Annotated in this window: 12 protein-coding genes; 9 read left to right on the top strand and 3 right to left on the bottom strand. The window is 43.0% G+C overall.

The annotated features are described in order from the left end of the window. The first annotated feature begins 13 nt into the window (after nucleotides 1-13). On the top strand, nucleotides 14-1,411 hold the full coding sequence (locus GVX98_RS06995; RefSeq protein WP_159127630.1) for an efflux transporter outer membrane subunit: 1,398 nt from the start codon (nucleotides 14-16) through the stop codon (nucleotides 1,409-1,411). A gap of 146 nt (nucleotides 1,412-1,557) precedes the next feature. Here GVX98_RS06995 and GVX98_RS06990 read toward each other — a convergent pair whose 3' ends face one another. Both GVX98_RS06990 and GVX98_RS06985 read right to left on the bottom strand, forming a co-directional pair. Continuing rightward, complete coding sequence (locus tag GVX98_RS06990; RefSeq protein WP_126036202.1) at nucleotides 1,558-2,073, bottom strand: chromate transporter; 516 nt, start codon at nucleotides 2,071-2,073, stop codon at nucleotides 1,558-1,560. Then, a complete protein-coding gene (locus GVX98_RS06985) occupies nucleotides 2,070-2,645 on the bottom strand; it encodes a chromate transporter (RefSeq protein ID WP_159127629.1) in 576 nt (191 codons plus the stop codon). The genes GVX98_RS06990 and GVX98_RS06985 overlap by 4 nt, the downstream gene beginning before the upstream one ends. A 108-nt stretch (nucleotides 2,646-2,753) precedes the next feature. On the opposite strand from GVX98_RS06985, the gene GVX98_RS06980 reads away from it, so the two are divergent. Both GVX98_RS06980 and GVX98_RS06975 read left to right on the top strand, forming a co-directional pair. After that, a complete protein-coding gene (locus GVX98_RS06980; RefSeq protein WP_010326540.1) occupies nucleotides 2,754-3,638 on the top strand; it encodes a LysR family transcriptional regulator in 885 nt (294 codons plus the stop codon). Between the two features lie 153 nt (nucleotides 3,639-3,791). Further along, nucleotides 3,792-5,546, top strand: a complete 1,755-nt coding sequence (locus GVX98_RS06975; protein WP_159127628.1) for an amidohydrolase — start codon at nucleotides 3,792-3,794, stop codon at nucleotides 5,544-5,546. Here GVX98_RS06975 and GVX98_RS06970 read toward each other — a convergent pair. After that, nucleotides 5,537-6,172, bottom strand: a complete 636-nt coding sequence (locus GVX98_RS06970) for a CerR family C-terminal domain-containing protein (RefSeq protein ID WP_004693547.1) — start codon at nucleotides 6,170-6,172, stop codon at nucleotides 5,537-5,539. The genes GVX98_RS06975 and GVX98_RS06970 overlap by 10 nt on opposite strands. A gap of 110 nt (nucleotides 6,173-6,282) precedes the next feature. Here GVX98_RS06970 and GVX98_RS06965 point away from each other — a divergent pair, with 110 nt between their 5' ends. From GVX98_RS06965 to rapA, 6 genes are all read left to right on the top strand, one after another. Continuing rightward, the gene (locus tag GVX98_RS06965) at nucleotides 6,283-7,305 is read left to right on the top strand and encodes an HlyD family efflux transporter periplasmic adaptor subunit (protein ID WP_159127627.1); all 1,023 of its coding nucleotides are present in this window, start codon (nucleotides 6,283-6,285) and stop codon (nucleotides 7,303-7,305) included. An 11-nt stretch (nucleotides 7,306-7,316) separates the two neighbouring features. Next, complete coding sequence (locus GVX98_RS06960; RefSeq protein ID WP_159127626.1) at nucleotides 7,317-9,134, top strand: ATP-binding cassette domain-containing protein; 1,818 nt, start codon at nucleotides 7,317-7,319, stop codon at nucleotides 9,132-9,134. A gap of 10 nt (nucleotides 9,135-9,144) precedes the next feature. Continuing rightward, nucleotides 9,145-10,275, top strand: a complete 1,131-nt coding sequence (locus GVX98_RS06955; protein ID WP_004980191.1) for an ABC transporter permease — start codon at nucleotides 9,145-9,147, stop codon at nucleotides 10,273-10,275. Nucleotides 10,276-10,294: 19 nt separating this feature from the next. Further along, on the top strand, nucleotides 10,295-11,410 hold the full coding sequence (locus GVX98_RS06950) for an ABC transporter permease (protein ID WP_159127625.1): 1,116 nt from the start codon (nucleotides 10,295-10,297) through the stop codon (nucleotides 11,408-11,410). Between the two features lie 174 nt (nucleotides 11,411-11,584). Continuing rightward, nucleotides 11,585-12,229, top strand: a complete 645-nt coding sequence (locus GVX98_RS06945) for an RluA family pseudouridine synthase (protein ID WP_151836760.1) — start codon at nucleotides 11,585-11,587, stop codon at nucleotides 12,227-12,229. Nucleotides 12,230-12,365: 136 nt separating this feature from the next. Next, nucleotides 12,366-15,203: an RNA polymerase-associated protein RapA gene (gene rapA / locus GVX98_RS06940; protein WP_159127624.1), complete on the top strand. Its 2,838-nt coding sequence runs from the start codon at nucleotides 12,366-12,368 to the stop codon at nucleotides 15,201-15,203. Nucleotides 15,204-15,342 lie beyond the last annotated feature (139 nt).

Raw genomic sequence — 15,342 nt, 5'->3', positions numbered from 1 at the left:
ATAGGAAAATAGAATGTCAGATTTGGTTTATAAAAATGTCTTAAGCCTAAGTTGTGTGTTGTTGTTGACTGCATGTAGTTCTACGGCGGTTGTACATCCTCCCGAATATAAAACACCACTGATTCAAGCAGATGAGCAATATAAATATGCTGCGCTCAATTGGACAGAAACAGCAGGCTTAAAAGGCAAGACAGTTGCATGGTGGAACATTTATCATGACCCCGTTTTAAGCCAACTGCTGCAACAGTTAAATGCAGAAAACTTAAATTTGAAACAGGCCGAGGCACGTTATAGACAAACCAATGCTTTACTTGAGCAGCAAAAAGCCAGTCGTTCTGTCAGTCTAAGCTTAGAAAGTGCTGCCAACCGTAATGGCGCAAAGCATACCTCTCCAAACAGTCAGTTTAGCACAGGGGTTCAGGCCAGCTGGATTCCCGATGTCTGGGGGCGTGTAGCGAAAGCGATAGAGGGACAACAGGCAAATTTAGAAGCAGTGCAGGCGGACTTAGCCGCAGTGAAATTGAATCAACAGTTATCGGCGATAGAGGCCTATTGGAACATTCGTGTTTTGGATGCGCAACTTGATGTATTGCAGCAAACCCAAAAAAGTTACCTACGTTCAGTGCAAATTTTAAAAAACCAATATACAGCAGGGATGATTGCGCGGGCAGATGTGATACAGGCAGAAACACAGTTGAAACAAGTGCAAATACAGCAGATCGAAATGCAGCGTGAACGCAATTTACAGGAAAATGTGCTGGCAGTCTTGCAGGGTAAAAGTGTGGTTCAGTTTCAACTGGTGAAACGTCAGCAAGGTTTGAGTATTCCTACTGTACCTGCACAGCTACCCAGTCGCTTACTCATGCAACGTCCTGATGTGATTCGTGCAGAGCGGGAGCTTGCGAGTACACATGCACAGTTGGGTTTAGCACAAACGGCATGGTTGCCAGATATTAATATTGGTCTTAATGCGAGTTTAAATAGTCAAGTGTTGGGTCAGTTGTTCCAAGCCCCTGCATATTTATGGTCTACGGGACTAGAAGCGGCTTCGGTTATTTTTGATGGTGGAAAACGGCAAGTTGAAATTGCTCAAGCGCAGGCAAGTTATGATGAAAAATTAGCAGCCTATAAGCAAGCTGTACTTACGGGCTGGAAGGAAGTTGATGGTGCTTTAATGCAAACTTCAAGTTTGAAACAACAACAACTGGAGCAAGCTCAGTTACTGCAACTAACTAAAGAAAATGAACAAGTGGTGTTGCGACGTTATAACGCAGGTTTAGTCAGTTATTTGGAAGTGGTCACGGCGCAGAATTTAAGGCTGCAAGCTGAACAGAGCACATTAGAGTTACAACAAATGCAATTAAAAAATACAGCGCAATTAATGACTGCTTTGGGTGGAAATATTTCCTAACCCCTTGCTTTTTTCACATGTCTATTGACTCAAACGGCAAAGCCTTACATCTTGGTTTTCAGATGCAAGGCTTATACTATGTATTTGAAAGTAACAATAAAATAGAAAGTATGTGTTATTGAACACTGACTTTCATGACACACCGTTTATAAAAACAGTGCGCCTGACATTGCTCCAAAGAGCATGACCCACAGTGGATGAATTTTTTTAACTAAACTTAAACCAGTAGCGACGATAACGATTGCAATGAGTAACCAGTTCTGAGCAGATGCAGCGGCAATAATATAGGCACTGACCAAAACCAAGCCGACAGTAATTGGTTTCAGTGCTTTTTCAAACATGCTACGTAGCGGGTGATCCTTAAACTGATTCCAAAACTTGAGTGCAAATATAGTCAGTACAGAAGAGGGCCCAAACTTCGCCAATGAAGTCACGAACAGTCCAGCAGGTCCAGCCACATGCCAGCCGACCAAAGGTACAATCATCATATTGGGGCCCGGTGCCGCTTGAGCCATGGCAAACATGGTACTGAACTCTGTGGCAGTAAGCCAACGATGTACTTCGACTACTTGATGTTGCATTTCAGGCAAAATTGCATTGCCGCCACCAAAGGCCAATATAGAAAGCTGGGTAAAAACGATGGCTAAGGTGAGTAAAATCATGCGTTTTGTCCTCTTTTTTTCAAGCTTAAGACCGCGACATTGATGCTGACTAAGATCAGTAACGTTAATGCCAAGGGAATCTTAACAATCAGCATAAAGACAATGGTCAGCGCGATAGTAAAGATCGTGAGGTAACTTTTCAGAATGGGTTTCAACATTTTTAACCCCATCGCAAATAGTAAACCTGCTGCCGCTGCTGCTAGTCCCTGTATCATGTGCTGAATCACGGGGATATTTTGAAATTGGCTATAGAGCTGATACAACAAAATTACAATCACCGTCGGTGCAAAAATCAACCCGAGAACAGCACTAATAGCACCTTTAACCCCCTGAAACTCATAACCAATCGCAACAGCCATATTAATGATGTTTCCACCGGGGAGGATTTGACAGACACCCAATAAGTGCGTGAACTCTTCCGTGTTGAGCCATTTTTGGTCTTCTACAACCATTTGGTGTGCAAGTGGCAATACGCCACCAAAGCCCATGAGTCCCAGCTTCATAAAGCCTGCAAATAATTCCCGTGAAGTTGGATGGGTTATTTGTTCAGCAGGGAGCACTTCAGTGTTCATGTCTTTCGCCTTTTGTTGAATGAGCTCAGTATGAACCTGTAGAGATATGTTGAAAAATGCTATTTTTGACGTTATATATACTGAAAAAGTATGTTTAATGGGGCAGACATGATTGATATCCATAAACTCAGAGCATTTGTTGCAGTGGTAGAAGAAAGTAATATTTCGCATGCTGCGGTACGTTTGAATATGCAACAACCACCGTTGACACGGATTATCAAAAGCTTGGAAGAAGAGTTGAATACACAACTGCTAAAGCGTTTGCCGCGTGGTGTTGAGGTAACAGAAGCAGGTAAGGTTTTGTACAAAGAAGCCCTTGCGATATTGGCGCATGCGCAGTTGATTCCTAAACGTGTGCAGGATATTTCTTTGGGGGTCGAAGGTCAGATTAATATTGGCTTTACCAACTCGGTTGGCTTACATCCATTTTTACCGGCCTTGCTGCGTAACTTTCGGGAAACTTTTCCACGTGTTTCAATTCATCTGGAAGAAGATGGCAGTAGCTCGCTGATAGACTCCATTAGTAATGAAAAAAATGACATTGTGTTCTTACGCAAACCTGCACCCATTGGCCTCGGTTTAACCAGCCTACATGTGCTAGATGAACCGCTCATTGTGGCTTTACCCAACAATCATCCTTTGGCTGAACAAGCCGAACCGATTCACTTGCTGGATCTTGAACCGCATGATTTTGTGTTGTACCGACGTTTAGCAGGGCAAGATTTATTCGATAATATTTTGGCCAGTTGTTACCAAGCTGGATTTAGTCCCAAAATTGTACAAGAAGCGCCACGTTTAACCTCAAGCTTAAACTTGATTGCTGCAGGGATTGGTTTATCCATCGTGCCTGAGGCCATTCGTGACTTTTGGAATAAGCAGATTGTTTATAAAACGCTTAAGGCCAATAACCCATGTATTGCGCCGATTTATGCAGTGTATAAAGAAAATATAGACAATGTCCGTTTGCAACACATCTTAAAGTTACTGCAATAATCTGTTGAATATTGAGCACCTTATTCTGCCTGACAAGAGCTGGCTTAAAGTGCTAAGGTAGAGTGATAATGTGTTGTATTTAAAGTTTTATACTTATAACGAATGCTCGTACGGAGCAAAATATAATATTTAGCAATATTAGGTGTTTAACCCATGTTTTTTAAGAAAGTTTCTTTTGCACTCACGGCTCTGATTTCTTCCTCTGTGGTACTGATGGGTGGTTGTACATCCAGTCCATCTAGTACAGTTTCAAATATACAACAACAGACGCAAAATGCCTTATTGGTCTATGGTGGCCCCATTTTAACCATGCAAGGCATGCAACCCAGCTATGTCGATGCTATGTTAATTCAAGACGGAAAGATTCGTTATACAGGCACATTGTCTGAGGCTGAAAAGCTTGCGCCACAGGCTAAACGTTTGAACTTGAATAACAAGACCGTCATCCCTGGCATCATCGATGCCCATAGCCATTTAAACTCTGTCGGTATGCAGCAAACTGTGGCTAATTTATATCCACCACCAGATGGTAAGGTGGTGAGTATTGCCACACTTATCCAAGAAATGAAGGCTTGGGCGAAGCAAAATCCAACTTTTGTCCAAGCGACTTCTGGCTGGATTATTGGCAATGGTTATGATGATGCCCAGCTACAAGAGAAAGCTCATCCGACAGCCACAGATTTAGATCAGATTTCAACGACTCAACCGGTGCTGATTTTGCATCAGTCAGGGCATTTGGCCTCTGTAAATCATAAAGCGCTAGAGTTGTTAGGCATTAATGAAAAAAGTAGTAACCCTAGTGGTGGTGTGATTCGACGCGTAGTAGGGACAAATATTCCAAATGGTGTATTAGAAGAAAGTGTCGTGATTGAGGCTATGTTACAGGCTTTTAAAACGGTCCCACCTGAAATGATGCAGCAGATGGCGTTGACTGCGGTACAAACCTATATGAAAAATGGTTACACCACGGTACAAGAAGGACGGGCTGATCGTGGTACTTCAGAACTTTGGCGTAGTTTGGCCAATCAAAACAAATTAGCCATCGATGTCGTTTCTTATCCTGATATCAGTTCAGAACAGGCGTATATGCTCGAAAAAGGTGTAAGCAAAAACTATGTCAATCACTTTAGAATTGGTGGCGTGAAAATTAGCTTAGATGGTTCACCCCAAGGTAAAACAGCATGGTTAACTGAACCCTATGTGGTTCCGCCTGAAGGGAAAGATAAGAACTATCGTGGCTATCCTGCATTTCCAGAGCAAAAAACAGTCCAGCACATGATTGATTTGGCTTTCAGGCAGCATTGGCCAATTTTGGCACATGCCAATGGTGATGCCGCGATTGATCAATACCTTAATGTGATTGCCAATGCGCAAAAGAAATATGATGACTCACAGCGACGAGATGTGATTATTCATGCACAAACCATGCGAGAGGATCAACTGGATCGGGCGAAACAGCTTCACTTGATTCCCTCATTTTTTTCTTTGCATACCTACTACTGGGGCGACTGGCATGTGGCACAAACCTTAGGTGAAAAGCGTGCTGAACACATCTCACCAACAGGTTCGGCCTTAAGAAAAGGCATGATTTTCACTGAGCATCATGATGCTCCTGTTATCCCACCGAAAAGCATGATGGTGTTGGATGCAACGGTTAATCGCACCACACGAACAGGCAAAGTTTTGGGTGAGACACAAAAAGTCAGCCCGTATATCGCACTTAAAACGATGACGGACTGGGCTGCATATCAGTATTTTGAAGAAGATATTAAAGGCACTTTAAGTACAGGGAAATACGGTGACTTTGTTATTTTAAGTGCCAATCCAATCACCACTGAACCATCTAAAATCAAAGACATCAAAGTTCTTGCAACCTATAAGCAAGGACAGTTGGTTTATCAAAGATAAAGTTGTTTAGCGGCTTGTAAACCTGCGACTGAAAAGGTCATGAGATGTTTAACCAAAAGTGCAGGTTCAAGCTTGGAGACATTTTTAAGTGGGCTTGGACCATTTGCATCTGCCAAAATCAGCATCATACAGGGTGCGACGGTGCTGAGTACACAAGGCAAAAGTGCAGGGTGATTTTCATCAATGCCTGAAACTTGGCTAATAATTTTTTTAACCAAAAGAAACTTTCGCGCACCATCATTTTGCATAAACGTGTATAGGTGGGTAGTCGGTGAAAAAAGTTCGCGAACAAACACTTTGCTATGCCAGACATCGGTTTCAACCAGCTTACCGATCAGGCTTTCAAAAAAAGCTTCCAGTTTTTCAGTAGGCGTTTTAGAGCTGTTAAGCAAGGTCAAGAGTTCTTGTTCATCAATATAATGTGTATGTGCTTCGGCAAGTACGGCACGATATAAGCCATCACGACCATCGAAGTGATAGTTAATGGCAGCCAAATCGACTTCGGCCAGCTTGGCAATGGCTTTACTCGTGGTTTTTGCAAAACCATCCTGAGCAATCAGGCGGCCAGCAGCATCCAAGATTTTCGATTTGGTTAAATCACCATCGCTACGTCCAGCTCTAGACATTATTTACTCTGCATCAAAATTTAGACTTGAAGTATATCTTTCTTAACTGAATTGTTATAGTTTAAATTAGATTTAAACTTGTATTAAAACTAAGCGAAGGTTTGGTGTACATGAACAAAAGTAAGTTCATACTGCTGGTTGGGGTATTGCTCATTGCTGTAGCGGCTGCATTTTTGTGGTTCAGTCGAGACAAAGCCGATCCCGATCATCTGGTGTTATATGGCAATGTCGATATTCGACAAGTCTCACTGGCATTTGAAACGGCTGGACGTATTCAAAGCTTGGCTGTTCAAGAAGGAGATCGCGTTCAAAAAGGTCAGGTTCTTGCCGAACTAAATACCGAATCGCTGACTATACAAGCACAGCAAGCCCAAGCACAGTTACAAGTTCAACAGCAAATCTTAAATGAACAAGCTGCGGGCAATCGACCTGAAGAGATTACCCAAGCGAAAGCGAAAGTACAGTCTGCCCAAGCCCAGTTTGAAAATGCCGATAAACAATACCAACGTTTAAATGTCTTAAATCGGAGTACTGCGGGTCAAGCGGTGAGTAAGCAAGAGGTTGATGCTGCAAAAAGCAATATGAAAATGGCGGAAGCGGCTGTAGGTGAAACCAAAGCCAACCTAGAGCTACTTTTGAAAGGTGCGCGCACAGAAGATCGTGAAGCGGCTAAAGCACAATATGAATCGACCAAGGCCAATCTTGATTTGATTGATTACCAAATTACTCAAAGTAAGCTGCTGGCACCTGTTAATGGCGTAATTCGTGCACGTTTACAAGAAGTTGGTGACATGACGACTTCAAACAAGTCCGTCTATACCATTGCCCTGATCCATCCTAAATGGGTGCGTGTTTATGCAAGTGAAATGGATCTTGGGCATATCAACATGGGCGCAGCAGCACAAGTCATTCGTGACTCACAACCGAATCAGCCCATCACAGGAAAAATTGGTTATATCTCATCTGTGGCGGAATTTACCCCCAAAACGGTACAGACCGAAGATATTCGCACGACTTTGGTTTATGAAGTCCGAATTTATGTCGATGACCCGAATGACCAGTTGAAGATGGGACAACCTGTGACGGTGCACATAGCCAAATCATCGCGTCCAACTGGCACGAATAATCCTTAAGACAGGGTAGTATGCCGATGTCAGTAGAGAGTATTGTAATTGCCACGGATTTAAACAAAACCTTTCAAGCAGAACAAAAAGGTTTGGATGATGTGCGGGCTTTGCAAGGCATAAATATGCAGATCAAGGCAGGGCAACTGACGGCTTTGGTCGGGCCTGATGGTGCAGGTAAAACTACATTTTTAAGATTGATCGCAGGTTTATATGAGCCAACTACTGGAAGCTTAAAAGTCTTAGGAATGGATGTCGCCAAAGATCCACAATCTGTGCAAGATCGTATCAGCTACATGCCGCAAAAGTTTGGTTTGTATGAAGACCTCAGTATTCAAGAAAATTTAGACTTGTATGCGGATTTGCATGGCGTGCCAATGGACGTTCGCAAGGAGCGTTTTGCACGTTTGCTCAAGATTACCGACTTGGCGCGCTTTACTGAACGTCCCGCAGGAAAACTCTCTGGGGGTATGAAGCAGAAGTTAGGTTTGGCCTGCACTTTAGTCCGTTCACCTGAACTATTGCTGTTGGATGAACCAAGTGTCGGTGTCGATCCACTCTCACGCCGTGATCTGTGGATCATCATTGAACAATTGGTGAGGGAGGAGAACTTAAGTGTCATCCTCAGTACTGCGTATATGGATGAAGCTGAACGCTGTCATCAGGTTTATGTCATGTTGGATGGACAAGTCTTAAAGCAAGGTACACCCGACGAACTGACGGCTCAGGCACAGGGACAAACATGGCAAGTAAAACCCAGTCCCAACATGAAGGCGCGGGTGTTACAAGTACACTTACTCGATAATCAACACTATATTGCCGATGCAGTGCCCAAAGGCGATGTAGTCCGTTTTATTACACGAACTGAAAGCCTCATACTTCCAGAAAATCTATTGCCCAAAGGCGTTGTTGTGGAACAGAGGCCAGCAGAGCTAGAAGATGCATTTATGCTGCTTTTACATGAGGCGAAGCATACTCAAAAAACGGTATTGGCACAGGAAAATTCAGCTTTAGACCCTTCAAAATCATGGATAGAAAATTCTGATCCACCACAAGTGAAAACAAAGCAGAATGTAAAACAGCAGCTCGAAAAACCTGTGATTGTGGTGAAGGATTTGGTACGCACCTTTGGTGATTTTACCGCCGTGGCCAGTACCTCGTTTGATGTATCTCGAGGCGAAATTTTTGGTTTACTTGGCCCTAATGGTGCAGGTAAGACCACAACGTTTCGTATGCTTTGTGGTTTGCTGCCCGCCAGCAGTGGTGTGTTGGAAGTGGCAGGCATGAATTTGCGCACAGCTCGTGCACAGGCAAGGGCAAAAATTGGTTATGTATCGCAGAAGTTTGCCCTGTATGGCAATTTGAGTGTGCTGGATAACTTAAAGTTCTTTGGTGGTGCTTATGGCTTATCGGGCAAACAGTTAAAGCAGCAAATTGATAAAGCATTGCTTCAGTTTGAACTTAAGCCATACGCAAAAAGCGGTGATCTACCAAATGGTTTTAAACAGCGTTTGTCGATGGCAGCAGCACTGTTACATCAGCCTGAAATTGTATTTTTGGATGAACCGACCAGTGGTATTGATCCGTTAGCAAGGCGCTCTTTTTGGTACACCATTGGAGAGCTAGCGAACCAAGGCATGACCATTATTGTGACTACACACTTTATGGAAGAAGCTGAATACTGTGATCGGATTGCGATTCAAGATGCAGGGAAATTGTTGGCGATTGGCACACCTCAACAGATTCGTGGGATGGCACAGTTAGAGGGTGTAAATGATATGAATGGCGCTTTTATTGCCATCGTTGAACATTCCCGTGCAGACATGCAGGCTTACTGAGGAGCGTCAGATGAATCATTTCTCAGCTTTCTGGACACGACTGTTTGCCTTGACACGTAAAGAATCCAAACAGCTGCTTCGTGATAAAAGTAGTATGGCGATCGGTTTCATTTTACCGATTATTTTAATTTTGCTGTTTGGTTATGGACTGTCTTTCGATTTAACCAACGGACGAGTAGGGGTGGTGGAGCAACAACCCACGCCACAGAGTCAGCAACTGATGAGTGGCTTAAACGGTTCTAGATACATTACCGTCAAGCAGTATCCAAGCTTTAGCCAAGCTGAAGCCGCAATGGGCAAGGCTGAAATTGATGCCATCGTCAATATACCCAGCAACTTTGCGGAGCAATATACAAAGGGAGTGGGTGTTGTTCAGGTCATTACCAATGGCCGTTCGACCAGTATTGCTTCGGCTTTGCAGGGTTATATTACCAGTGCGCTCAATACCGCCAGCTTGATACAAGCAGACCGAACAAATGCAGCTTCAACGGGTGGCATTATCACGGTTGAACAACGTATGTGGTTTAACGAGTCTGCAAATAGCACATGGTTTTTAGTGCCGGGTTTAATTGTCCTAATTTTGACCTTGGTTGGCGCATTTTTAACTGGCTTGCTGATTGCACGAGAGCGTGAGCGTGGCACTTTAGAAGCATTATATGTTACGCCCGTAAGTCCTCTAGAAATTGTACTTTCAAAACTGGCGCCCTATATCGTGATTGGGATGATCGATATTGTGATGTGCTTAGTTGCAGCACATGTTCTGTTTGATGTACCCATTCGCGCATCACTGCTCTCTGTCATGAGCGCTTCTTTTTTATATTTAATGGTGTCGTTACTGCTGGGTCTGATGATTTCAGGCCTCTCCAAAAGTCAGTTTCAAGCCAGTCAGATGGCACTGCTTGCCAGCTTCATGCCCGCTTTGATGCTTTCAGGTTTTGTGTTCGATACACGAAACTTACCGCTAATTGTGCAAATTATTAGTAATGTCTTACCTGCAACGCACTATATGACTTTGATTAAAACATTATTACTCGGTGGTGATGATTGGTCTTTGTGGTTTAAAGAATGTGGCATTTTATTGATTTATATTGTGCTATTCACGGTAATGACCGCGCGTACACTGAAAAAGCGCTTGGGCTAACGAAAGGAATAATGGTGTTATGGCAATGTTAATGCGCTGGTTTCGTTATCTTTGGGTGCTAACCCGAAAAGAGTTTTTAGCCATTTTAGCCGATCCTGCCAATCGGGTGACCTTAATCGCGCCTGTATTTATCCAAGCGGTCTTGTTTGGTTATGCCGCAAGTTATGATGTGAATCATGTTGATTATGCTGTGCTGGATCAAAGCCGAAGCCAAAGCTCACAACAAGTTTTAGCGCATTTAGATGGTTCAGGAATTTTTAAACGCACGGCAGATTTGCAGAATAATCAACAAATTCAACAGGTGATTAATGATCGAACAGCCTTGGCGGTTATCACCATTCCTGCTGATTTTGAAGATAAGCTCAATAATCAAGAGTTTTCCCCGATTCAAGTGATTCTAGATGGGAGAAACTCATCGACCGCAAGTATGGCGGGCTCGTACATCAGCAGTGTGGTGGGGCAGGTCAATCAAGAACGTTTGGGACCCAACTCTGCGATCACGGTACAAGCGCAGACATGGTATAACCCGAATGTCGAGTCGAGATGGGGCATCATGCCATCTCTGATTGCAACTTTAAGTATGATGCAGACACTGTTACTTTCGGCACTTTCAGTAGCACGCGAGCGTGAACAAGGGACTTTTGATCAGCTATTAGTTACACCTTATACCCCGACGCAGATTATGATTGGGAAGGCCATTCCGCCGATTATTATTGGGGTTATTCAATCTTCCATTATTTTGGCGATTATTCTGTTCTGGTTTCAGATCCCGATGAATGGCTCTTTGACCTTACTTTATTTTGGATTATTTGCCTTTAATATTGCTGTTGTGGGTGTGGGACTGTCGATTTCAGCGATTGCACTCAATATGCAACAAGCCATGCTGTATACTTTCTTTTTGATCATGCCTTTGACACTTTTATCTGGTTTACTAACTCCTGTACAAAATATGCCAGAAGCGTTGAATTGGCTGACTTATGCGAACCCGCTACGCTTTGGCATAGACTTGGTACAACGGGTGTATTTGGAAGGTGCGAGTTTTGCGCAAGTGAAATGGGACTTTTTACCGATGTTGATATTAGCCATAATTACTTTGCCTTTGGCTGCGTGGTTATTTCGAAATCGTTTGTCATAATAGAGTGATATCTCTATGTATCGCTTATCGATACAGACTGTGATTAGGCGTTTGACGTTAAATAATGCAATCAATATCGGTTCATGATTAAAAAAAACGATTTTTGCATTGTATTTCTGGCTTAAGCTTTTTATTATTGCCCGCTTGTTTTCGCGATCAGCTTGGAATGGAACCTTGAGTAATTTTCTAACCGAACACCTGATTCATCGAGATGAAGACTTTATGGTCATCCATAAGCCTGCAGGTATACTCACCGTTCCGGGGAAGACAGAAGACTTACAAGATTGTATGATCAATCGTTTAGTCAGACTAGAACCTAAAACACTACTGATCCACCGTCTTGATCGTGATACCTCAGGTATCTTGGTTTTTGGTCTCAGCCGTTGGGGACAAAAATCCATTTCTCGTCAGTTTCAAGAACGCCAAACCGATAAAACCTATCAAGCGATTGTGGCTGGTCATTTAGATGGTCAGGGCACTGTTGATGTACCTGTCATTTATGATCCATCCCGTCCACCGTTACATATCGCAGAGCCCAGTCATAATAAGCCTGCTGTGACAGAGTGGAAAGCCATTGAACACTTTGAAATACAGGGTCAGCCCGTGACTCGTGTAGCGCTCACGCCTATTACAGGGCGTTCGCATCAACTTCGTGTACATATGCAGTTTTTAGGTCATCCTATCGTGGGAGATACGCTTTATGCTGCGCCTGACCAGCAAGATTTGATGCCGCGTTTGTGTTTACACGCAGAGCGTTTGAGTTTTCATCATCCCCAAACCAATGAACGTATCGAATTTATTTGTCCAGTACCATTTTAAGTACGTGGAATCATCAAATTTGCTCACTTTTTTAGTGAGCTTTATGTCAAAATATATTGCTTAAAGGTGTATAATTTTGCTCAAATATCAAACAATGTTTGAGCATTAAATTTGCAGTCCTAACTTGTAGATAAAGGTGGAAAAATTGCAGCAGTTTGCTATTGGTCAACGTTGGTTATCAGATACAGAAACGGAACTAGGTCTAGGAGTTCTTATTGATGTAGATGAGCGATCTGTCAGCATCTTATTCCCTAAAAGTGATGAAACACGTGTATATGCACGGAATAATGCACCTTTATCACGTATCATTTTTAACGTGAACGATGAATTACAAGATCAAGAAGGCACCAAGTGGACGGTTGAATCACATGAAGACCGTCATGGTGTGGTGCGTTATAATGTTGTTCGTCGCTTAGAAGATGGCACGGAAGAACGTAAATCACTGAATGAGACTCGCATTGGTGCTCAAATTCAGCTGTCTAAACCGCTTGATCGTTTATTGGCAAGTCAAATTGATTATAAAGAATGGTACGACTTACGTATTGAAGCGATGCTGATGCAAGCCAATATGAAGTCAAGCCCTTTACGAGGCATGGTCGGTTCACGTGTCGGTCTGATTCCTCATCAGTTGTATATTGCACACGAAGTGGGTCAACGTTTTGCACCCCGTGTCCTTTTAGCCGATGAAGTCGGCTTAGGTAAAACCATTGAAGCTGGATTAATCATCCATCAACAGCTTAAAACGGGCCGTTCAGAACGCATCCTAATTTTGGTGCCCGATTCACTGCAATATCAGTGGATGATTGAAATGCGTCGTCGTTTCAATTTGAACTTCTCATTATTTGATTTAACCCGTACGGCTTCAATCAAAGAACATGATCCTGAACTGAATCCATTCCTGACTGAACAATGCATTATTGCGTCAATCGATTTGATGATTGACCATGATGACTTGCGTGAACAAGCCCTAGAAGCTGGTTTTGATCTGTTGGTGGTCGATGAAGCACATCACTTGATGTGGAACGAAGAAGACGGTGGTAATGACCGCTATGACTTGATCGAAGAGCTAGCAGAAAAAACTCCGGGTGTTTTACTGTTAACGGCAACCCCAGAACAGCTGGGTGTGGAAAGTCACTTTGCGCGTTTACGTTTACTTGACCCACAGCGTTTTAGTTCGCTGGATCGTTTCTTGGATGAAGAAACCCAATATCAACAAACTGCAAAAATTGCGGAAGTACTGATGTCAGATATGCCACTTGAAGAAGGGCATTTGGCTGCATTAGAAGGTTTGCTAGGGCATCGCATTGAAGATGCACCCGAACAACGTTTCCGTGCCATTCATGAGCTGTTAGACCGTCATGGTACAGGGCGTATTTTGTTCCGTAACACCCGTGAAGCCATTCAAGGCTTCCCAGGTCGTGATTGTCAGCCTGCACCTTTGCCTGCACCAGAAAACTGGTCTAAAGACGGTAAATTGCGTGAACAAATGTGGCCAGAAGAAGCACAGCTTGACGGTGCGTGGATGGAAGCTGACCCGCGTGTCATGTGGCTCATGGAAAAACTACGTACAGACTTAAAACACAAAAAAGTGTTGCTTATTGCACGTAGTGGACCCGTGGTTGAAGCGCTTGAAAATGTACTCCGCTTACATGCAGGTATTCGTACTGCAATGTTCCATGAAGGCATGAGTTTACTTGAGCGTGACCAAGCATCAGCTTACTTTGCTGAAGAATCTTATGGTGCACAAATTTTACTGTGCTCTGAAATTGGTTCTGAAGGTCGTAACTTTCAGTTTGCATCAGATTTAATTTTATTTGATTTACCTGCAAACCCAGATGTACTTGAACAACGTATTGGTCGTTTAGATCGTATTGGTCAAGAAAACCGGATTCAAATTCATGTGCCGTATCTAATTGGTACAGCGCAAGAACGTATGTTCCGTTGGTATAACGAAGCCTTGAATATTTTCAGTAATATCTCGCCAACTGCTCAAACTTTACAAGAAAACTTTATTGTTGAATTGAAAGATTGTTTACTGACAGATCAAGGTCAGCAGTTTGATGACTTACTCGAAGCGGTCAGCGTACAACGTGAAGCCTTAGAAGCAGAGTTACAATCAGGTCGCGACCGTTTGCTTGAATACAACTCTTGTCGTCCAATTGTGGCGCAAGAAATTGTGCAAGCGCTTGAGTCTTATGATGACAACACCACTTTGCCAATGTTTATGAAGCGTTTTATGGCGTCGACAAATATTGATTTTGACGAGCAAAGCAATGGTACAGTCATCATTAAACCAACCGATCAAATGCAAGTTCAAGGTTTAACCTTGGACGAAGAAGGCATGACTGCAACCTTCTACCGCGATCAAGCTCAGATACGTGAAGATGCTCAGTATTTAACCCTTGAACATCCATTTACTGAAAGTGTGATGGAAATGATCAACACTCAAGGTTTTGGTAGTACCAACGTTGCAGTGTTGAAGTCAGCTGCTTTACCACAAGGTTCGGTGTTGTTAGAAGTGTGGTTTAAGGTCGATGTGGTTGCACCGAAAGCATTGAATTTGCCTTCAAGCTTACCGCAGCAGCTGGTTCGCGTTTTGTTGAGTGAAAAGGGTCAAGACCTGTCGCAGAAAATTGCACCTGAAATTTTAAAACCGTACTTGCATCATTTGGATGGTAATAGCTGTCGTCAAGTTGTGAAAGCACGCCGTGAAGTGATTGAACAGCGTTATGTACAAGCATTAGAGCTTGCACGTGCGGCTTTACCAAGCTTTGTGCAACAGGCGAAAGAAGTCTACGGCAGTAAGTGGCAATACGAAATTGACCGTCTGACTTACTTAAAGCAGTTTAATCCGAGTATTCGTGAAGATGAAATTTCGCGCCTACAAAAACTGCAAAAAGAAGGTCTCGGTTTGCTCGATGGCCTATCGGTTACACCAGAAGCAATTCAAGTGATGGTTGTGGTTAAACCATAATTGGAATTGCTGTATGAAAAGCACCTTCGGGTGCTTTTTTAATGAATTTTAAAAAAGGAATGTCTAAGTTGTATTTGAAAAGTAATTCATTGAAATTTTAAGCGCTTGCTTATGCTAGAATTTTCGCCATTAAAACTCT

Origin of the sequence: Acinetobacter sp. 8I-beige (genome assembly GCF_902505955.1) — a bacterium.
GTDB classification, from domain to species: Bacteria; Pseudomonadota; Gammaproteobacteria; order Pseudomonadales; family Moraxellaceae; genus Acinetobacter; species Acinetobacter johnsonii.
This window is presented reverse-complemented; position numbering and strand designations above follow the sequence as displayed.